This window comes from Paraburkholderia youngii, from assembly GCF_013366925.1.
Taxonomy (GTDB): Bacteria; Pseudomonadota; Gammaproteobacteria; order Burkholderiales; family Burkholderiaceae; genus Paraburkholderia; species Paraburkholderia youngii.
On sequence record NZ_JAALDK010000001.1, the window covers coordinates 4,053,424 to 4,073,162 of the forward strand.

Consider the following 19,739-nt stretch of genomic DNA (forward strand, 5'->3'; position numbering starts at 1 on the left):
ACGGTGATGGCGATGCAGTCAGCACATGCGCGTTCCGTACAGCGGGATGGCCCGGACTGGTGGTCGCTACTTCGTCGGGTCTGAATAATTCGTTTTGGTCGGCGCTTGCCCTCAAGCCTGGAAGTCGACGGTGATTGACCGGCTAAGCCAGGCAATCAGAACAAGGGCGTAAAAAAGCCTCAGCTTTCTGAGGATTATCCTCAGGTTGTGGCCAGCGCCGCACAGCACGGCGTGTATTGCATCGCCGAGTGCGCCTTTGAGCCAGTTCCGGTCGAGTTTGCCGTCGGCCTTCATGTGACCAATGGCAGGCTCGATTGCGCTTCGCCTTTGGATCATCGCGCGCAGGCCCCTCGTGATTCCGCGCCGCAATCCCGGGTGGTAGATCTTCACTCCCTCGACAGCGATACCCTTGTAACCGCGATCCACAATGGCGACGTCGGGCTTCACATCGCTCAAGATCGCCGCTTGCTCCAACGCTTCAGCCAGCGTGTGACCGTCGTATGGGTTACCGGGCATCGAGCGGGCGCCAACCACAAGCCCTTCCTTGTGTGTCGTCGTGATCGACACTTTCACACCGAATTCGTAGGGCGTGCGGGCTTTGCCTTTCGCCAAACATTCAACTTCTGGCGCATGCAGTGCGTACAGCTTGTTTTTGTCCTTCTGCTTCTGAGACAGGATCCGCCTCGTGCGGCTGATCAATTCCTGCAGCGCGATGCGCCCAGTGTCGGCGACTGAATCGAGCTGACGCTCGACATCACGCATCACCCGCCCAACGCGCGAGCGCAACGTGCGCAGCGCCTTCTTCATGCGCTTGTACTGCTTCGCATGCGCGTAGCGGCCAATCTGACGCGCCAGGTGCGGCGCCTCGCGGTTGTAGTTCTGCCGCAGCTTCAACCCGTGCCGTGCCGCAGCCTTCACCAGATGTTCGCGACACCGTTCGAGCAGACGCGAATCGGTTGGATGGGCGACCGCCTTTTGCATGACCGTCGTGTCAACGATTACGCGCTTTGCGCTTGAGGCCTTGATCACGCCCGCGCGCTTCGCCGCTTCGATCGTCTCGGCCAGCAGTTCTTCAACTCCGGCCTCACCCAGGCGCTTGCGCCAGCGGGTCAGGCTCGACGGATCGATCGGCGGCTCGGTCTGCAAAAACGTTTCGCCAGTAAAGACCTGCCAATACGGGTTTTCCACCCATTGCCAGACCACTTCCTCGTCCGACAGATCGAACGCATGCTGGAGATACAACAAACCAGCAATCAACCTCGGTGAGGTGGCCGGCCGACCTTTGCGTGAGACGAAGCTCGCGCTCATCGACGCATTCAATCCATCCCAGTTGATCAGATCGGTCAGACGCACCAGCGGATGCTTCAGGTTGATCTGCTCGCGCAGAGGATGCCGGAACAAATCGCCTTCGCTCACCACTGCCTTCGGACCCATCCAGACCTCGACAGAATTTGCAGGAAATTACCCATAAAATGCCAGGTTCCTGCAAATGCATCAACAACTTTCCGCTTCAAACTCTTGCCGCAAAAGGCGCTTCGAATTGTTCAGGTTCGACTACTTCAGTTCATTCGAAGTGCATCTAATAGGATATCTATGTCGTCTGCACTAAGGGTGCCGCCGCGCACCTGAAATTTGTCTTTATAAATGGCATATTTGATGCCAATTTCAGCCACGACTTGGTCGATATTGGCACGTTCATTTTCAGCGTTTGCTTTCCGTATTATCGTTGCAGTTGCAGATCTGAAATACTCGGCTAAATTAAGAATCAGAGATTCCAAATAAGTCGGCATTCATCCAGAATGTACAAGTTGATTCCTTGCACGATAGATTCTATGAATTTGCCACTGCAATCTATTTTCGTGATCAGATATTGATCTAAATACGTCTTTCGGGCTTTTGTAGTCATTGTTCAATTTCCAAACTCGATGCAACGCGAGTGGATTCCGTTCAAGCATGCTGCATAAAGAATTGCGTAGCTCCTCGTACTCTGGTAAAAACATCATGCGAGCAAACGCTTTTGCCTGATTTCCAGCTTCCTCTGTTACCGCGTTGGAGATTAATTTTTTGAACCGACTTCGATATGAAACAAGTAACCCCTCGTAAACGGCAATAATCTGCCGTCGGGCGTGGCGAAGTGCGATGCAAGGTACTATCAATTTTTCGTAGTGCGTGATCCTCGATTCGTCTTGAGGGTCGCTAAGCAATACTTCGATTGCTGACCAAAAGGAGATAAGTTGATTTTCCGGATTCACCGAATTTCGAGCAATTGCAGCTGTATTGATCGAACTAATTAGGCGTTCAGTGGAACTGCTATCAAAGCTGGAACTTATGAATTTCGCATAATTCCGAATGCTTTTTAGCCGATTTCCAGACTGTGCAGTTGAGGCTGCTGGCGCGCTAAAGAGAAAATCGCCTCGTGTGATTCGTACGCCAGATTGAGCGCGAGAAAGAGTGACGTGCATTGTGTCACCCCATTCGCAATGCATGCCTCGCGGATCAAGATACGCAATTGCTCGTTGCGAACTAAGGTTTTGATAGACAAAATTCATTGCTCCATGCGGATCAAATTGTTCTGTTATTACCTCGATTGCTTCTGGAATATTTTGATGGTTGGGATTGCTCAGCAGGGAGGCTGACTGTTCTTCAGTCAAATTATCGATACTTCGCACATGATAATCAAGATCACCCAAATATGCGCCCAAATCATGAGTTACGGCTGCGTGAACAATAAATCGACGTTTCTTGCCGTCGAATTCGCGGAAGAAGCGGCCCAATGTCGCTCTACCAATTCGATGTATTTCATTTTCGAAAAAAAACTCTTCGACCAGTCCGAGTATATATCTTCTGGCATAACCGAGGTTCACGATGTGGCTACAGTAAAATCCGGCCAACTTTCTGAGTTCAATTCTTTGTTTTGAATCATTGAATATTGAAAGAATTAGATTTTCGAGCTTTTCTTTATAGCGATCACTAATTAATTTTTGTATAAGTTTTATGTGTGACTCAAAGGCTTCAACAGAAAATGACTTTTTATCTCTTGTTAGCTTTTCAAGTGACGAGATTTCGTCGCTTGCAAATTCTTTTGCTGCAGTGTCTTTGCTAAATGACCATCGCAACTCCTCGACAACTGGCGTCAACGCTATAGAGGGCACTCGCCCGCGTTTCACGTCTTCGAGCAATATGAGTGCCTCGCGCAGACGAGCGATGGTATCGAGTGAATAGACGCGAAAGCTCTCGAAGGTTGTCGCGGTCAACATCTCTCGCATTAACTGCGCAAAAATCAAAATCCCACGACTACCATCTGTTTCTGGCCAAACATGCTTCGGTGGGCGCATGCTGAATCCCCCGTTAGTATCGATGCTTCGCAGGATATATCGAATAGCCAAAGGAAGGGTCACTTCATGGCCACCTTTACCTCTCCGGAGCCGTCTGACAGGGGGAACCTGACGTCGAAGATCAGCACGTGACCGCAGCCGACATTAAATGGCTCGAATGTCCGAAACGCGTCGAACTTCAGCCGTGTCACCGTCGAGCGAGCAACGCCTCATGATCGCACTGCACCTCACGCAGCTGGTGGGCGATCGTTCCGAGGCTCACATCATGCAAAACGCATAGGACGACCCGACATGGTCTTTTCGCGCTCGTCTACGAATGTCTTCTGTTTCGCGCAAAGCCGCCGTTGGACGTCCAAGGGCTTCCAGAGCTAGTGCATTAGGAGGTAAATTAACGTACCGGACGCAAGTAGAATATGTCTTGCGCGTTTATCCGGAGACTTCGCCTGTCACTTGCATTCATCTTTTAGATGGATATTTATCAGCTATCAATCGAATAAAAAATGTCCACTAATAAATACACAATTTATTTTTCCGGGAAAGGCCCCGAACCTGCTCCAAAGCCATATATAAAAATACGGGCGACTGGTTCGCCGAACTGGAACGACTTTCTGTTCAACTTTCAAGCACTTATTGAAATCGCGCCTGCTGACGAGCGAGATCCATTTCTCGCATCGGCGTACGTAATGCCGACTTCAACGGAAAAAAGCGCACAGCGACTAAATACTTGGATTGCATCAAGCCAATGCCCGGATCCTCAGACATTATCATTCCGTTCAAGTCCTGCCCTAGATGAAAATGGTAATCCTATATTTCTGACTCTCTTTGATGATTACGGAAAATATCAGCAACTGACATCATGGTCGCGAAGTCAGGAGGAGCGATACGCTATCCTGACTGCCTTGAATGATATAGTTTTCCTCAGAAATTTCGGCTATCAAAAACAGAAACTATTCGATATTCTTGCGCGACCTAGTTTTCGGCTCGGAGTGCTCAGATCCGCGACCGCGTATCGGGCGCTCCGCCGTGGCTGGCGCAGCGTTCAGGCAGAAGCTGTCGATTCGCTCTCCGATGCTCGGAGTGAGTTTCATTTGACCAGTCAATTGCACGGATACGACGAAGGAATTCATGATCTCAAGGTTCAATTCACGGAAAGCGGATTGTTTGAAGACCGTATTCACAGCCTGATTGGAGTGAATGGCTCTGGCAAAACACGGTTACTGCGAGAATTGATACTCACTCAAGGGCGACATTTCGAAGAGTTAGAAGGTACTCGAGTTTTTACGGAGGACGATGCTACCGAAGCGATAAGCACGAACGCTTACTCAGGGCCAATCTTCAATCGAATCATTGTGTTCTCATCCGACAGCGAGATGAGGTTTCCGCCAGCTACGCGGAACGACACGTCATTTGAATATCAACATTTCAATCTCACGAACACCAACGGCATAGAGATGGGTGACCGCTGGGTATCTGGCACTGACGTTCGAAACCAGGTATCTTTTTTGGGAAGCGTCGTTGTAGACTTGCTTCGAGACAAGGAAAATTTCACAAAAACAAAAGATGGGGTGACACGAAACCGTTTCGAACTTCTTCGAGAAGTGATGCGCAATCATGTTGATATGGACGCGTTGTACCTGCCGCTCCAAGCCTCTCAAGATCAATCGACTTACGGAGTTGTGAAGGACGAAAGCGGCAACAAGTGGGTGCGGGCACTTGATTTCCTCAAGATGAACGAGCAACGACTCCTAGAACTGTCGGCCTTAGTTGACGAGGAAGCAGAGATCGCTTTTTTTACGGAAAATGCGAATGGCTCCGCTATACGCCAGATATATTTGAGCAGCGGGCAAAAGATGTTTTTCAGGTTTGCCCTGCGGCTCATAAGTAGTATCGATCAAGGGACTCTGGTCGTGGTGGACGAACCAGAAACACATCTTCACCCCAACTTAATCTGCGACGTTGCCTCCCTTCTCTATAACGTCCTGACTCAAATGAAGTCCATCGCAATCATTGCCACGCATTCAGCATACGTAGTTCGAGAGATGCCGACTCACTGCGTTCATGTTTTTAATGTTTCAAAGAATTCCAAGCAGGTTGAAATTGGCCGCGTTCGCTTGAAAACGCTAGGCGCAAGTATCGATAGCATATCTCAAGCTGTGTTCGGTGACGCCACGGTGGAAAAATACCACGAACAAATTGCACGAGAAATTGGTGAGTCAGAGTATTCACCCGATGAAATTCTAGAAAAATATGAACCTATTCTAAGCCCAGAGCTCCTGATTGAAATTCGCGCAGCAATGGAAAAGGAGGACGATCTTGATAAAGATTGATCCCCCGCGCTCTAGGAACAGTAAAACTCTTTCGACTTTCGACACGGAGAGGCCCGAACTGGTACCCATAAAAGATGCAATTCGGCGTAGCTACGCTGATTACCGAAAGCATGCGGGCAGTCCGTCGGTCATTTCTCCTCTTACTCAGGTCACGAACTCCCAAAAAGAACAGCTCCTAGGACTTTACAGAACCACGTACCAGTATTTGAAGGGCGACAAATACTCGCTGAATTGGATCTATGAACTTAGGAACGGCGATGATACGTCGTACTGCCCAATGTGCGGGAATGTTGGATACGAAGCTATCGAGCATTACCTTCCAGAGTCGCACTATCCAGAATTTGCACTGTTGTCGTTCAACTTGATTCCAACGTGCACTTCCTGTAATACAAAGCGTGGGAACACTGCAAACGCGCCCGGGGTAGCTCTTTCTTTACTTCATCCATATTTCGAAGGATCCCAACTGAACGCTCCAATCGTCCGTGTAATGATCACCGGACTACTTCGCGCCGGGGTCACATCCTATGCGATTCCTGCATTCAAGCTAGTGCCGATCATTCCGCAGGCTGATCCGTTTTTCCCACGACTGAGCAACCATCTACAAAAATGCGTCAGCCAGAAGGCATTCAGAAAATGGATCAAAAACCGCTGGGGTGTGTGGAGATCTAAGGCCGCAAAATATGCAACTCTGGATCTGCTTCAGGCAGCTGTTGCGGACGAGTTGAAAGCCGAGATGGAGGCTGGTGGGGCGAACAATTGGACGGCAAGTTTCTTGAGAGGGTTGCTTTTCGAGCCAGCAATTTTAGAATGGATGCGTGCCAATCCGACTTGAATGTGCCACACGTGCTCGCATACGAACTTCTCATGTCCGCATGCGAGCCGACCCCACACCACTCGTTGCAAGCGCCCCCTACTGGGCGACTACCGCCCGATACGGTTCGCCGAGCCGCGACCGGCTCAGATAGCGGCCCTGAGCGGTCACTCGTGGTACAGAAAGTCTAACGGCCGCTTTGATTTGTTCACCACTCGCCCTTTGCGCTGCGGAAAGCCGCATCTCATCGCTCTCCAGCGCTCGCCGATTGCGTTGTACTCGTCAGTACGCATAGCACAGGCCAAGATGGTACCGTGAGTCACTAGGACCTCGCTCTGCAGCCCTCCTGAGCGAGGTCACGCGTTCGCCTGTATGTCAAACATGGCCCAGTCAGGTATCTTCTGCGCGCGAAGAAGTGACGTAATGACATCCACGCACAGATTCACCGCCGAAGTGAGGATTTCTGCAGGTGTTGTAGGCACTCCGGCGATGTTCTTACTGCGCTGTGGCGTTTCTCCTTGATGGACCATCTTGCTTCGGTAATCGTACATGGCGCCGATTACATCGCGGTTCCGAACCCTGTCTGTTTCCAAACCGGCTAATAATCGTGTGGCACGCGTTGTTACGCGGTGCTTTACCTCATTGCTGTCTGTGCTTAAGAGCGACTCTAGAGAGATGGAAAGGTCGATTGCTTTATCTCCAAGATTGTGCCGCCGTTGCGCCATATTGAGCCGCTGAAGTGCGACGCGAATTTTCTTCTGTGTCTGCAGGTCAAGGCCAAAGAACAGTGGGACCACCTCTTTGGCGGCGTCAGCGTCTAACACCGGATAGCGCTGTCCCGTGATTGGCAGAATGTCAACGAATCGGGTGCTTCTGCTGAGGATCTGTGAGGTGTAGCCGAACAGGTCTTCGTCATCGAATTCGTACCATATCCCGGCAGAAACGAGCGCCCTTGGGCCAATCAGCGTAAGAACCCGAGCAACATCAGCAAGTTCATCGCATTTGCCGACGTATTGATCGCTATTGACCTGACGTTTTTCAGCCTCTTCCGCAGTGAAAAGAACTTTCTCAACGTCCGAGCGAATAGTCAGAACGGAGGATGCCAATTCGGACTCATACGGCGTCCGGAACAGCACATCGCCTATCGACCGCGAGACCCCCATAAGGAATCGTTTGATGGCGCTGTTCCTCAGATCACGAATAGGAAGTATCGAAATCGTGTCTGTGAGACGCACCTCGTTCGATACTGTTACTCCCCAAAGCGCCTCGCAAATGCGCCCCGTCGCGCCTTTCACTTTGAGAATGCGGCTGTACCACTCGATTGCAGCATGAACGTCGTCGACCTCGTGGGCGCGATTGAATAGTGCGCGCGGTGCCGAATCTGGATAGCACGGGACGCCACCGTTTTCGGTGTACATAAAGAGTCTAGTGGTCCCTGCAAACCGCGTGTCTCTTGTGACATGAGGGACCATTTCCTTGCTGAGCGTGTCGAACTTCAGACACGCGGGAAACCAGATGTCTGGGTCAATGGAGTTCAATGCTACAGCTAGCGGCACCTGTCCGAAATGTGTTTCAACGACATCCTTCAGAGCGGCATCAAGTGCCGCCGCTAGCCAGTCTTCTGGCGCTGCATCGTCGTGGCTTTGATCGTCCATTGGCGTTCCCGGGAGTTCAAAAGATTCAAGGCGCGATTTTAGGTCTCGGTCGTTGTCGCGTCGAAGTAGAAATGGCTTCGGCACCGGGAGGAGAACGCCGAACAGGCCCTCAACGCACGCGCTCCCCACCCACGCACAGTATCGTACGATCTTACTCGACACTGGCAGACATCTTCATTCGAACGACAGCTTACGGGATGGGCAACAGAAATTTGGATGGGCGGAACTGCGTTATTCGCGGATGGCGCTTGATGGCCCGAACTCGGCCACCTCTCGCGCGTTCACAACTGGCCGATCTATTGACCTCATCGAGCGGGCTCCCATGCCTAGACTCAGCGAATCTGGCGGCCCAATCACCTGTCCCGTCCAGCCACATGTGAAACATCGTCACATGTTGAACCGGGCGAACTTTCGGATAAGTCTTCCTGAAGTCGAACCCGGCAAATTTGCCAGAGGTCACGCGAGGTCGCGAGTCACGCGAAGTCGCGGCAAAGCTTGCCGGAGGTTTGATGTCGGCTCGATTAAGAAGTCAGGTTCCGGCTCGTCCATCGTATCGAGTTTGCGCTCGACGTGATGCGTGAGCACACGTGCGACCCTCTCGACGTCACCAATGCCAAGTTCGCGAGCAAGTTGTGGCGCAGCATACGCGGACCACGTTCGCCAAGAATCCTGCACCTCGCGCCATAGCTCGTGCATGACGCGATCAACGTCGATCGCCGCGATTACCGCCGCACTGCGCTGCTCGAATTCAAGGCGGCGCAACGCCGCGAGCGCGCTTTCCTTCGCGAGCGCTGCCGCCGCGAGTTCGTCGTTCATGGCGCGGAGTGGCAGACGTTCGCGCGTGCGGACGTTTGGCGAGCGCCAACGTGTGGCGAGTTGGGCCGCGTCGAGCAGCCCGTCGACGTCCCGGTGCAGCGTGCCGCGAGCGAGTGCGCGCCTTACCTGCTTTTCGTCGCAGCCCGCGCGGGCCGCGAACTGCGTGGCGTTCAGGCGTTCAGTCATCGGGGTTGGCGGACAAGTTTTCACGAGTCATGGCTACAGGAAAAACGCGCGCGCGCAATGCCCGCATTTCAGGAGGGGCTAGGAAGGACCCGCGCCCTACCTTTGGGGTCTCCGGGGAATCCCTTTCGGGAGCCCCCGGATTTCCTTCAGGCGATGCCAGCACGCTTCGCCGCCGAGATGACCTTGCGCGCGAGTTCACGCGCTTGGGCATCATTGAGCGCTTTGGGCGAAGGCTCGCCGACCAAACGGCCCTCGCTCATTGCAATGCGTGTATCGAGCGGCGCGGTCAGTAAGTGACCGTACTTCGCGGGTCCGACAGGTGTCGACTTCGGGGACATGACTTACCTCCTGAATCACTTGTCGAACCGCAGCGTCTGCTGCGGCTCCGGTGTCACGCGGCGCGGGGCATCTGTCTGCGACGGTGCGAGCATTGCCGCGACGATTGCAGCGTCACCTTCGTCCGTTAGGTCAAGCACGAAGCCGAGCCCACGCAGACGCTGCGCCTCGCCCGGCTCCAGCCATACGACTTCGCCGGGACGAAATCGGCGCGAGACGGTACCGGTCACGCGGCGCGGGTTATCGGCGTCCGGCTTGCCAGAGCCGGGAACAGAAGTCTGTACACTGCGCCCGCGCGCCACAATCGCGCGCACAAGCCCATTTTCTTCGCATTGTTCGTCGGTCCACATTCTGCTCTCCTGTTCAAGTCAAGTCACGCTTACACCTGCACTTCATCGACTTTCAGCAGTGCACGCAGGTCTTTGAGTTCGCGCGCACCGAAGTCCGCCAAGCTGGGATCGAGCCATGCGACCACAAACCGGCCCGCGCCCTGGTAGCTTTCAGGCGCGTAGTGCGCCGCAACGTCTGCGCGCTTAAGCGGTGAGAAGTCCCAGCGCACGCGAAGCGCCCCCATGCCGCGCAATCCTTCGAGCAAACCTTCACGGCCATCGGCAGGGACAGACTTGCCCGTTATCTGCGTCCACATCGAGGCGATTGCGGTGAGACGCGCAACGGGATCGCCAAGTGCCGAGACCGCGCGGCCAAAGTCCGACTCAGCCGCATCGAGCGCCTGTAAGAGGACCTGCTGTGCTTGCTCGCGCCAATCGGCAAGCAGCGGCTCTATCAGGTCATGCTGCGCCTCGATGCGTGCCTGAATCACAACCGTGGCATCGCGCGCGATCGCAGCCGCCTCGATGGCCTCGGAGTGTGCACGCTCGTGCTCCGCAATGCGTGTGTCGACTTCGCCCGTATCGGCGGCGACGTCATCTGCGAATGCTTCAGCCAGCAGTTCGTGACGCTGCTCGCGCAACTGCTCCAGTGCTGCCGTGTGCTGCGCGCCCGTGCTCGCAGCTGCGGTGCAACGCGCGAATTCGGCGCGCAGCCGCTTGAGCTCGGCACACGCGGCGCTTACGCGTCCAGCCGCTTCCTCTAGCCCGCCAGTTTCGATCTTGCCTGTCTTCGTCATGGCCTATGTCTCCAGTGAAAAGTCAGAGTGCGTTATCACGACGACTGTCGTGAAGATTGATGCAGTGTGGCGTTGCCTTGCGCGATGAAAGAGCCCGCCGCCACGGCGGGCCGGTCAAAAAAAACGTTTGTCCTAGCCGGGCGGTATCACGGCATGCTTGCGCGCTTCAATCTGCGTAGCCAGCGCGTCGCGAACGGTTCTCCAAGTCGCCAGCGTGCCGTTCGCCTGTTGCTTCGCGGCGCGGCACGCCGCTTCGAACATCGCTCCGTCAACCCGGTGGAGTGCCACGCACCGGCAGAGCCAGTCAGCAAGGTCGCAGCGCGCGCGGGTTGCGGTCCATGCAGGCTTTTCGATATGCCGTGAAAAGATCGCTTCGAGTGCGTGCGCGCCATCAATCGTTTCCTGGGTGTGGCGGGTTGTCTGCGCCACGCCAAGAACTGACGTGCGTGTTCTCAGCACGCCGTCGAGAACGCTGCGCACGCTTGTCCACCTTGGCTTGCGATCTAGCTTCTTCTCCTGCTGCTTCGCCTTGCAGATCGCCCAGCCCATGTCGTCGCTGTTCAACCCTTCCCGCGCGAAATGCACGCATCCGCTTTCGACTTCGTCGCGAACGTTTGCTTCGCATTCGCCGAAGAACACTGTGATCATCGCCGCCGCGATTGCCTTTTGTGCAGCGCTACCGGTCACGTTGCGAGCGTCATCATCCGGTCGCGGCTTCGCTTGCGAAACGGGACTAGGCGCGCGCCAATGAGCGTTGTGCTCTTCTTGTAGAAGTTCTTGTAAACCATATATAGAGGGCGGCGGAACAATGCTGCCGCTGGCACCATTCAACGCAACTACTGACACGTTTCGAGTGTCATTGCTGGCACCATTCAACGTCGCTTCTTGCGCGTATCGCGCGCCTTGAATGGTGCTGTTGCTGGCACCATTCGACCGGCCTTGAATAGTGCTCACGCCGGCACGTTTCGCGGGGGCTTTTGCTGCAACGCAGGAGCGTTGTAGCGTCAGCAGAAAGATGGTGACGCGGTTGTGATAGCCGGTGCGCCCGACCGCCTGAAGGATGCCTTCGGCTACGAACGCCTTTACATACCGACGGGCCGCTCGCACGCTTACGCCCGCCTCAATGGCGAGCGTGGTGATGTCGCGGCCTTCCTCCGAGCAAATGCGGTTATCGAAGCGGTTGGCTTCCCATGCAAGGCACGCTAGGAACCACTTTTTCTCAGGGTGCATGTCAGTGAACTTCGGCGGCGTGCCCTTTTCGGGCATCGCCCATTTCATCGCCGCGCCGCTCATGCTTTGCTCCCCAGGCTGTCGAAAATCTCGATCAGTCGCATACGCTGCGTGGCTTCCTCGGCCATGATCTGGTCGTAGATCGAGACGTCGAGGTGGCTTTTCACGGCTTGCCCCAGAATTTCCGCGAGGGTATCGGGCGGCAACGCTTCAGCTTGCACGGTCTCGCCTTCGAAGCGGCGGCGGTCGGTCGACTTGGGGGGCGCAGTGTCGAGGCCGAACATATCGACGTGGGAGGGCAATACGGCGACACGTTCGAACGTGACTTCGCCGCCGAAGGTTTCGCAAAACGCTGTTATGTCCTCCTGAAGTGCCAGATAGAGGTGAACGCCGCTGGGGTCGTGATCGCCGAGATGCAAGACACGAACGGGCACGTCGGATTCAGAAAACTCCCGCGCAAGCGAATGTTTGACGGAGACGCTATCGAATCCGCCCGAGCTAACAACATCAATCCCGAACGGATCGCACACGCGCGCAAGTTGGGGGACCATGCCGCCCGTTTCGCACCACACATACAAACGTTGAGCCTGGCCATCCTGACGGTCCAGGCGAAACGCCTCACTCGCGGTATGGCGGCAAGCCTTGATAAAGTGTCCCGTGCCCGCGTAGCACTGTGCGCCCGTACGATCTACACCGTCGTCGCGGATCGCGTCGAACGGAATGACACGAGCGCGGCGCGCATTAGCCAGGTGCGCACACAACTTGTTGTATGCGTTGTTGGTCTTGGGATAGCGATGCGCAGCCACCAGGCGATAGAAAACCTGACGACACGTCAGCGGAAGGTGTTCGCGGTATTCGAAAAGTACCTCCTTGATATGGACGATCAGGTCCTCGGTCGTGGCATGCGGACGCCAGTTGTTGATAAATCCGCGATGGGCGTGACGTTCGGCCCGGCATGTGTTGAAGTCAAATTCGGCCACGGCGTCGCCCCTATGCGGCGTCAGCGTCGCCCACGCCGCCGCTCATCATGCGCTGCTCCCACGCGCGCACGGCTTCGTATGGGATCAGCACGCGGCGGCCAACCTGAAGGACTTTCGGCCCCTTACCCTTTTGGCGCAGCTTCCACACGGTCGCGCGGTTCAGGTGATAGAGGCGGCAAAATTCCTCCATCGTCATCGCGCCGACTTGCTGCGTGGAAACGGGCGGCACACGGGTCAGATAGCGTTCGAGAATTTCGCGCACGGTGGATTTTTCGGCCTCGGTCAGCGGACGGGTGCGCGGACCATGGTTCGATTCGGCCGTGCCGTCGAGTGCCTCGCACACTGCGTCGAGCAGCACACGAAGCGTCGGCGCGACTAGCATCTTGTTCTCATCCATTTTCATAGGATTCCTCATGTATTTTTGGTTTGCCTATGATCTATTAACGCTGATTGACGACGCGTCCGCAAGCGCCTGTTTTACAGGGATTCAGGCACTTGAAGTCAGCCCGGAAGCATCAACTCAACGCGGTAATCGCGCATCGACGTGACATGACCTGAACCCTTGAAAAGCTAAAATCTCTTGGCGGGATTTGGCGAGGTTTAACGGCGAAGAATTTTCAGGCGAGAGAACCGCATGCGTTGTCGTCTTGAGCGTGCCGACGGCGTTGTAATTTTTTCAGGGGGTCGCGTGGGCTAGGTATATGCACCTAGGACCGAGCGCCATTTTTTTCGTGGCAATCGGCTTGCCGTTCAGATCAGACGACGTCAGACGTGCGGGCGCGCTTCGCCTTGTCACGGCGCGGCGCGTTGAAGGCGACGTTGATCGCATCGTGAAGGTGATCGGGCGCAAGGTGCGCATACCGCAACACCGTCTTGATGTCGGAGTGCCCGAGCAGCGCGCGCACACGGTTCAAGTCAACGCCCGCGACGACGAGGCGGCTCGCGTAGTCGTGGCGGCAATCGTGAAACCGGAAGCCTGAGATTTTCGCCGCTTCAAGCAATGCATCCCACGCGTTGCCGAAGTCGGTCAGCGCGGACTCGGTTTCCGGGTTGCCGAACACGAATACCCGATGCGCCAGCGGCTTCCACGCGCTGAAGCATTCGAACAGTTCGTCGGTTATTGGCACGTCGCGCCGTTCGTCATCCTTGGTTGTGCCGCGCCGAACGTGAATCGTGCGGTGTTCAAAATCCACGTCATCCCATTGCAGAGCGAGAAGTTCGCCCTTACGTAGGCCCGTATTAAGCGCGCAAACGACAAGCGGTTGAAGATGATCCGTATAGCGGACATTGCGCAGCGATGGTGGCGGCGTCAGCTTGCGCAGACGGCGGTGCGCAATGGTCCGGTGCCGTGCGTCGCGGTTTGCTTCTTCGCGGGCTTCCATCGCGGAATACAGCCGAGCGCGTTCGTCAGCAGACAGGTAGCGCACGACGACATCGGCCTTACCATTGCGTTTGACCTTGCGGGCCGGGTTATCCGAAATGTGTTCGGCGTCGGTCGCTACGCGAAGCAAGCCTTGCAAGGCATGAAGCTTGTTCGCGATTGTTTTCGGCTTGACGCCCGTCTTCGCGACGCGCGACTTCCAGCCTTCGATAAGCCAAGGCGTAATTTCGTCAAGCGGACGATCAAGGAATTCAGGAAACGACGACTTCACAAGCGCAGCGTTCGCCGTGCTGATGCCGTTCGCTTCGAGGTAGGTCGTGTAGTCGCCTTCGAGGAAAGCGCGCAGCGTCGGAACGCCGTGCGCACGCCGCACGCTTTCTACGCGCCGCCGCTTCTTTTCTTCGATGATCGCGGTCGTGTCGCTGATTGTGGGGGTCTGATCAAGCTCAGCCTTCGCGGCGTCGCGGGCGGCCCCGGGCATCATTTCGGGATAGCTGCCGATGCGCTTGCGCCCGAACGTGCCATCAGGACGGCGAAAGCGGACGGTAAACTGAACCGTGCCGACAGGTGTCACGCGCACGCCGAAGCCCTTTAGCGTGCCGTCGCTGTAATCCTGAAACTTCCCGGTCGGGGTAAGGGAACGCAGAAAATCACGGTTGATTTCGACGCGCGAACTTGCTTTGGGCACGGCTTAGGCTCCTTTGGGCACATTTTGGGCAATACCCGCAGACAACTGCGAGAAACGCAAGGCACCCAATATACACCTAAGCTTTTGATTTTGTGGCGATAAGAAACGTCAGAGAATACATGGAAACGAGGCAAAACGGGCTCATAACCCGAAGGTCGTAGGTTCAAATCCTACCCCCGCAACCAAAGCATTGTTGAAAGCCCGCATCGCGCAAGCCATGCGGGCTTTTTGACTTTCAGCGCTTCGTTTCGCTTGTGGTGCTCGCTGCGTATGGCGCACGCGCGCGTGAACAGACGCAACAGGATTCGCGCGCGATCGAAGCCTCTAACCCATCATCACTCAGCTCCAATCGCCCACTCCACCGCGGCCTGCGCATGCAACGCAGTCGTATCGAACACAGGCAGCACCGAATCTTCCGGCTTGATCAGCAGCGTGATCTCCGTGCACCCGAGTATGACCGCCTGGGCGCCACGCGCGGCCAGATGTTCGATCACGCGTTGATAGACCTTGCGCGACGCGTCGTCCACGTTACCGTGGCATAGCTCATCGTAAATGATGCGGTGCACGTCCGCGCGTTCATCGTCATCAGGCACGAGCGTGTCGAGTCCATAGCGTTCGCGCAGCCGGCCCGTATAGAACGTCTGCTCCATCGTGTAGCGCGTGCCGAGCAGGCCCACGCGCTCGATGCCCGCCGCGCGCAACGCGGCGCCGGTCGGATCGGCGATGTGCAGGAATGGCACCGTGATCGCCCGCTCGATCGATTCGTACACGCGATGCATCGTGTTCGTCGCAAGAATCACGAGATCGGCCCCACCGCGTTCGAGCTGGCGCGCGGCGTCGGCCATCTGTTCGCCGAGCGCGTGCCAGTCGCCGGCGCGCTGATTCGCCTCGATCGACGCGAAATCGACGGTCAGCAGCAGACTGCGTGCGTTGTGATGACCGCCGAGCCGCACCTTCGCGTGGCGATTCAGCAGCCGGTAATACTCGCTGGACGACTCCCAGCTCATTCCGCCGATCACGCCGATCGTTTTCATCTGGACGCTCCGTCAATGCATGGCCGAAACGGCGAGTATAGGCGCGTCGCATCGCACGCAGCCGATACGGATTGCCGCGCGTGCGCCGGTACGCATCGGCGCACGCATTATTCTGGCGCCGATAGAATCGTAGCGAGTCCAAACGCGATCAACCGGAGCGAACATGGATCTGATCATCCGCCGCGCGGCGCTGCCGCGCAGTGCCGCACAGATGTCCCCGCATCACCCGTCCCCAGTCGACATCGGCATCGCCGCGGGTCGCATCGTCGCGGTTGAGCCGGACCTGGCCGCGAGCGCGCGCGACGAAATCGACGCGGCCGGTTCGCTCGTCACGCCGCCTTTCGTCGATCCGCATTTCCATATGGATGCGACGCTGTCTTACGGTTTGCCGCGCGTGAACGAGTCGGGCACGCTGCTCGAAGGCATCGCGCTATGGGGCGAGTTGAAGCCCGAACTCACGCAGCAAGCGTTGATCGAACGCGCGATGCAGTATTGCGACTGGGCCGTCGCGCGCGGCCTGCTCGCGATCCGCAGCCACGTCGACGTGTGCGATCCGCGTCTGCTCGCGGTCGAAGCACTCCTCGAAGTGAAGCGCCGCGTCGCGCCGTATCTCGATCTGCAACTGGTCGCTTTCCCGCAGGACGGTCTGCTGCGCAGCGCCGGCGCGTTCGACAACCTGAAGCGCGCGATCGGCATGGGCGTCGACGTGGTCGGCGGCATTCCGCATTTCGAGCGCACGATGGCCGACGGCGCGCAGTCGGTGCGCATGCTGTGCGAGTACGCGGCCGGGCAGGGTCTGCGCGTCGACATGCATTGCGACGAATCGGACGATCCGCTGTCACGCCACATCGAAACGCTCGCGGCCGAAACCCATCGGCTCGGCTTGCACGGGCGCGTCACCGGTTCGCACCTTACGTCGATGCATTCGATGGACAACTACTACGTGAGCAAGCTGTTGCCGCTGATGCGCGAGTCGGGCGTCGCGGCGATCGCCAATCCGCTCATCAACATCACGCTGCAAGGCCGCAGCGACACGTACCCGAAACGGCGCGGCATGATGCGAGTGCCGGAAATGTTGGCAGCGGGCATCACGGTCGCATTCGGCCACGACTGCGTGATGGACCCGTGGTACAGCCTCGGCTCGGCCGACATGCTCGAAGTCGCGCAGATGGGCCTGCATGTTGCGCAGATGACCAGCGTCGACGGCATGCACGCCTGTTTCGACGCGGTGACCGTGAACGCCGCGCGCATTCTCGGTCTGGAAGACTACGGCATCGCGCCCGGATGCGCGGCCAATCTCGTCGTGCTCGATGCGCGCGACGAGATCGAGGCGATCCGCCTGCGCGCCGCGCGGCTCGCGGTGGTGAGCCGGGGCAGGGTGGTGAGCCGCGCGCCGGCCGCGCGCGCGTCGTTATCGCTCGAAGGGCGGCCTGAACAGGTCGATTTCAAGCTGCATCGCGCGTAGCGCGGTGTTTCGCGGATGAATGAAAAAACCGGCGGCCTGCTCGCGCAGACCGCCGGTTTTTCTATTGGCATCGCTCAGTGTGCGGCACCCGGCGCCATGCCGTTATGCCGCAGCAGCGCATCGATATTCGGTTCGCGGCCGCGGAACGCCTTGAACGATTCCATCGCCGGACGGCTGCCGCCCACTTCGAGAATCTCGCGGCGATAGCGCATGCCGGTCGACTGATCGAGCACGCTGCCCGCGGCTTGCGCGGCTTCTTCGAATGCCGCGTACGCATCGGCCGACAGCACTTCCGCCCACTTGTAGCTGTAGTAGCCGGCCGCGTAACCGCCCGCGAAAATATGGCTGAACGTATTCGGCCAGCGCGAGAACGGCGCTTGCGGCACGACGTGGAAGCGTTCGTTGATTTCGCGCGCGAGGTCGTTGGCGCTCTTCGCACCGTTCGCATCGAAGCCGGTATGCAGTTGCATGTCGAACATCGAGAACACGATCTGCCGCAGCGTGCCGAGACCGCTCTGGAAGTTCTTCGCGGCTAGCATCTTGTCGAACAGATCACGCGGCAGCGACTTTCCGGTATCGACGTGCGAGGTCATGTCGGACAGCACGTCCCATTCCCAGCAGAAGTTCTCCATGAACTGCGACGGCAGTTCGACCGCATCCCATTCGACGCCGTTGATTCCCGACACGCCGAGCTCATCGACGCGCGTCAGCATGTGATGCAAGCCGTGGCCGAACTCGTGGAACAGCGTGATCACTTCGTCGTGCGTGAAGCAGGCGGGCTTGCCGCCGACCGGCGCTGAAAAATTGCACGTCAGGTACGCGACCGGCGTTTGCACCGCGCCGTGCGCGAGCTTGTGACGGCCGCGCGCATCGTCCATCCAGGCGCCGCCGCGCTTGCCTTCGCGTGCATACAGGTCGAGATAGAACTGCGCGACGAGGCCACCGTCCTGATTCTCGACGCGGAAAAAGCGCACGTCCGGATGCCAGACCGCTGCCTCGTCGCGGCGGATGCGCACGCCGAACAGCGTCTCGGTCACCTTGAACAGACCCTTGAACACCGCGTCTTCCGGGAAGTACTGCTTCACTTCGTTTTCCGAGAACGAATAGCGCTTCTGGCGCAGACGCTCGGCGGCGAACGTCATGTCCCACGGCTGCAGATCGGTCATGCCGAGTTCGCTCGCGGCGAATTCGCGCAGCTCCTTCCAGTCCTGCTCCGCATGCGGACGCGCGCGCGTCGCGAGGTCTTCGAGGAAGGCCATCACCTGAGCCGGCGATTCGGCCATCTTCGGCGCGAGCGACACTTCGGCGAAGTTGCCGTAGCCGAGCATCTGCGCTTCTTCGGCGCGCAGCTTCAGTTCGTCGGCGAGCACCTGGGTGTTGTCCCACTCGGTCTTGCCGTTGCCGTATTGCGCGCCGAGCTCGGACGCGCGGGTCACGTACGCGCGATACATCGCTTCGCGCATCGGACGGTTTTCCGAGTACTGCATGACCGGGAAATACGACGGGAAGTGCAGCGTGAACTTGTAGCCGGTCTTGCCGTCGCGCTCGGCGGCTTCCTTCGCGGCTTCGATCACGTCTTCCGGAAGGCCCGCCAGTTGCGCATCGTCGCCCGCATCGACGATGTACGCATACGCGTTGGTCGCATCGAGCACGTGATCCGAAAACGCCTTCGACAGCGCCGCCTGGCGCTCCTGCAATTCCGCGAAACGCGGCTTCTGGTCTTCCGGCAGCTCGGCGCCGGACAGGCGGAAGTCGCGCAGCGCGTTGCTGAGGATCTTCTTGCGTTCGCCGTTCAGCGATGCAAACTCGTCGCTCGCGTTCAATGCCTTGTACTTCTCGTAGAGCGCGAGATTCTGGCCGACGCTCGACCAGAACTCGGTCACGCGCGGCAGGTTGTCGCCGTACACGGCGCGCAGCTCGGGCGTATCGGCGACGGCATTCAGATGGCCGATCACGCTCCACGCGCGCGACAGCGGCTCGGTGGCGCGCTCGACCGGTTCGACGACGTCGGCCCACGACGCGGGCGTGACCGGCAGCGCGGCACGCTCGACGGCGGCCGCCGCGTCGGCGAGCAGCACGTCGAGGGCGGGCGTCACATGCTCGGGTCGGATGGAGCCAAAGCGCGGCAGATCGGAAAAATCGAGGAGCGGGTTGTCTTGAGGCGTGGCGGTAGTGGACATAGGGCTTCCTGTCTGACGCGGGTGAAGGGGGCGGTGCGGGGGCGCTCGCGCGAGCCGTCTCGTGGCGTGTCGCTCGACGATCGGCGCACGGCGCGCGGCGGCACCGGCAAAGGACAGTATTGGGGCGGGAGGCGCCGATTCCAATCCATCGGCTGACAAATTAACAGATGTTGCGGTGCGCTGGCGCGC

General features: G+C 57.5%; 17 protein-coding genes. 3 read left to right on the forward strand and 14 right to left on the reverse strand.

The window, feature by feature from the left end; all coding sequences use genetic code 11:
• Positions 1–111: 111 nt before the first annotated feature.
• From G5S42_RS18680 to G5S42_RS18690, 3 genes are all read right to left on the reverse strand, one after another.
• Positions 112–1,434, reverse strand: a complete 1,323-nt coding sequence (locus G5S42_RS18680) for an IS5 family transposase (protein ID WP_176108167.1) — start codon at positions 1,432–1,434, stop codon at positions 112–114.
• Positions 1,435–1,559: 125 nt separating this feature from the next.
• Complete coding sequence (locus tag G5S42_RS18685; RefSeq protein WP_176108168.1) at positions 1,560–1,778, reverse strand: hypothetical protein; 219 nt, start codon at positions 1,776–1,778, stop codon at positions 1,560–1,562.
• A 12-nt stretch (positions 1,779–1,790) separates the two neighbouring features.
• Positions 1,791–3,335, reverse strand: a complete 1,545-nt coding sequence (locus G5S42_RS18690; protein ID WP_217709917.1) for a TM1812 family CRISPR-associated protein — start codon at positions 3,333–3,335, stop codon at positions 1,791–1,793.
• A gap of 683 nt (positions 3,336–4,018) precedes the next feature.
• On the opposite strand from G5S42_RS18690, the gene G5S42_RS18695 reads away from it, so the two are divergent.
• Complete coding sequence (locus G5S42_RS18695; protein WP_446686556.1) at positions 4,019–5,662, forward strand: AAA family ATPase; 1,644 nt, start codon at positions 4,019–4,021, stop codon at positions 5,660–5,662.
• Complete coding sequence (locus G5S42_RS18700) at positions 5,649–6,494, forward strand: HNH endonuclease (RefSeq protein ID WP_176108171.1); 846 nt, start codon at positions 5,649–5,651, stop codon at positions 6,492–6,494. Before G5S42_RS18695 ends, G5S42_RS18700 begins: the two co-directional genes overlap by 14 nt.
• A gap of 335 nt (positions 6,495–6,829) precedes the next feature.
• Here the strand turns inward: G5S42_RS18700 and G5S42_RS18705 are convergent, their stop codons facing one another.
• From G5S42_RS18705 to G5S42_RS18750, 10 genes are all read right to left on the reverse strand, one after another.
• Complete coding sequence (locus G5S42_RS18705; RefSeq protein WP_176108172.1) at positions 6,830–8,128, reverse strand: HEPN domain-containing protein; 1,299 nt, start codon at positions 8,126–8,128, stop codon at positions 6,830–6,832.
• 456 nt (positions 8,129–8,584) lie between these two features.
• Positions 8,585–9,130, reverse strand: coding sequence for a hypothetical protein (locus G5S42_RS18710; protein WP_176108173.1), 546 nt, complete (start codon positions 9,128–9,130; stop codon positions 8,585–8,587).
• Positions 9,131–9,276: 146 nt separating this feature from the next.
• Positions 9,277–9,468 (reverse strand): hypothetical protein, encoded by a 192-nt coding sequence (locus G5S42_RS18715; RefSeq protein ID WP_176108174.1) that lies wholly within the window; start codon positions 9,466–9,468, stop codon positions 9,277–9,279.
• A gap of 15 nt (positions 9,469–9,483) precedes the next feature.
• Positions 9,484–9,816, reverse strand: a complete 333-nt coding sequence (locus G5S42_RS18720; protein ID WP_176108175.1) for a hypothetical protein — start codon at positions 9,814–9,816, stop codon at positions 9,484–9,486.
• A 29-nt stretch (positions 9,817–9,845) separates the two neighbouring features.
• Positions 9,846–10,592, reverse strand: coding sequence for a hypothetical protein (locus G5S42_RS18725; protein WP_176108176.1), 747 nt, complete (start codon positions 10,590–10,592; stop codon positions 9,846–9,848).
• Between the two features lie 132 nt (positions 10,593–10,724).
• Positions 10,725–11,885 (reverse strand): hypothetical protein, encoded by a 1,161-nt coding sequence (locus G5S42_RS18730; RefSeq protein ID WP_176108177.1) that lies wholly within the window; start codon positions 11,883–11,885, stop codon positions 10,725–10,727.
• Positions 11,882–12,802: a hypothetical protein gene (locus G5S42_RS18735; protein ID WP_176108178.1), complete on the reverse strand. Its 921-nt coding sequence runs from the start codon at positions 12,800–12,802 to the stop codon at positions 11,882–11,884. The genes G5S42_RS18730 and G5S42_RS18735 overlap by 4 nt, the downstream gene beginning before the upstream one ends.
• A gap of 10 nt (positions 12,803–12,812) precedes the next feature.
• A complete protein-coding gene (locus tag G5S42_RS43835) occupies positions 12,813–13,199 on the reverse strand; it encodes a helix-turn-helix transcriptional regulator (protein WP_217709918.1) in 387 nt (128 codons plus the stop codon).
• Between the two features lie 358 nt (positions 13,200–13,557).
• Complete coding sequence (locus tag G5S42_RS18745; RefSeq protein ID WP_176108179.1) at positions 13,558–14,871, reverse strand: site-specific integrase; 1,314 nt, start codon at positions 14,869–14,871, stop codon at positions 13,558–13,560.
• A gap of 335 nt (positions 14,872–15,206) precedes the next feature.
• Positions 15,207–15,905 (reverse strand): aspartate/glutamate racemase family protein, encoded by a 699-nt coding sequence (locus G5S42_RS18750; RefSeq protein WP_176108180.1) that lies wholly within the window; start codon positions 15,903–15,905, stop codon positions 15,207–15,209.
• 163 nt (positions 15,906–16,068) lie between these two features.
• Between G5S42_RS18750 and G5S42_RS18755 the strand changes: the two genes are divergently transcribed.
• Positions 16,069–17,370, forward strand: a complete 1,302-nt coding sequence (locus tag G5S42_RS18755) for an amidohydrolase family protein (protein WP_176108181.1) — start codon at positions 16,069–16,071, stop codon at positions 17,368–17,370.
• 74 nt (positions 17,371–17,444) lie between these two features.
• On the opposite strand, the gene G5S42_RS18760 is transcribed toward G5S42_RS18755, so the two are convergent.
• A complete protein-coding gene (locus tag G5S42_RS18760) occupies positions 17,445–19,550 on the reverse strand; it encodes a M3 family metallopeptidase (RefSeq protein WP_176108182.1) in 2,106 nt (701 codons plus the stop codon).
• Positions 19,551–19,739 lie beyond the last annotated feature (189 nt).

Coding starts and splice junctions, on each gene's coding strand:
- G5S42_RS18720 (WP_176108175.1), bottom strand. CDS start 9,816: ATGTGGACCGACGAACAATGCGAAGAAAATGGGCTTGTGCGCGCGATT.
- G5S42_RS18750 (WP_176108180.1), bottom strand. CDS start 15,905: ATGAAAACGATCGGCGTGATCGGCGGAATGAGCTGGGAGTCGTCCAGC.
- G5S42_RS18725 (WP_176108176.1), bottom strand. CDS start 10,592: ATGACGAAGACAGGCAAGATCGAAACTGGCGGGCTAGAGGAAGCGGCT.
- G5S42_RS43835 (WP_217709918.1), bottom strand. CDS start 13,199: ATGGATGAGAACAAGATGCTAGTCGCGCCGACGCTTCGTGTGCTGCTC.
- G5S42_RS18695 (WP_446686556.1), top strand. CDS start 4,019: ATGCCGACTTCAACGGAAAAAAGCGCACAGCGACTAAATACTTGGATT.
- G5S42_RS18760 (WP_176108182.1), bottom strand. CDS start 19,550: ATGTCCACTACCGCCACGCCTCAAGACAACCCGCTCCTCGATTTTTCC.
- G5S42_RS18680 (WP_176108167.1), bottom strand. CDS start 1,434: ATGGGTCCGAAGGCAGTGGTGAGCGAAGGCGATTTGTTCCGGCATCCT.
- G5S42_RS18705 (WP_176108172.1), bottom strand. CDS start 8,128: ATGGACGATCAAAGCCACGACGATGCAGCGCCAGAAGACTGGCTAGCG.
- G5S42_RS18710 (WP_176108173.1), bottom strand. CDS start 9,130: ATGACTGAACGCCTGAACGCCACGCAGTTCGCGGCCCGCGCGGGCTGC.
- G5S42_RS18755 (WP_176108181.1), top strand. CDS start 16,069: ATGGATCTGATCATCCGCCGCGCGGCGCTGCCGCGCAGTGCCGCACAG.
- G5S42_RS18690 (WP_217709917.1), bottom strand. CDS start 3,335: ATGCGCCCACCGAAGCATGTTTGGCCAGAAACAGATGGTAGTCGTGGG.
- G5S42_RS18730 (WP_176108177.1), bottom strand. CDS start 11,885: ATGAGCGGCGCGGCGATGAAATGGGCGATGCCCGAAAAGGGCACGCCG.
- G5S42_RS18715 (WP_176108174.1), bottom strand. CDS start 9,468: ATGTCCCCGAAGTCGACACCTGTCGGACCCGCGAAGTACGGTCACTTA.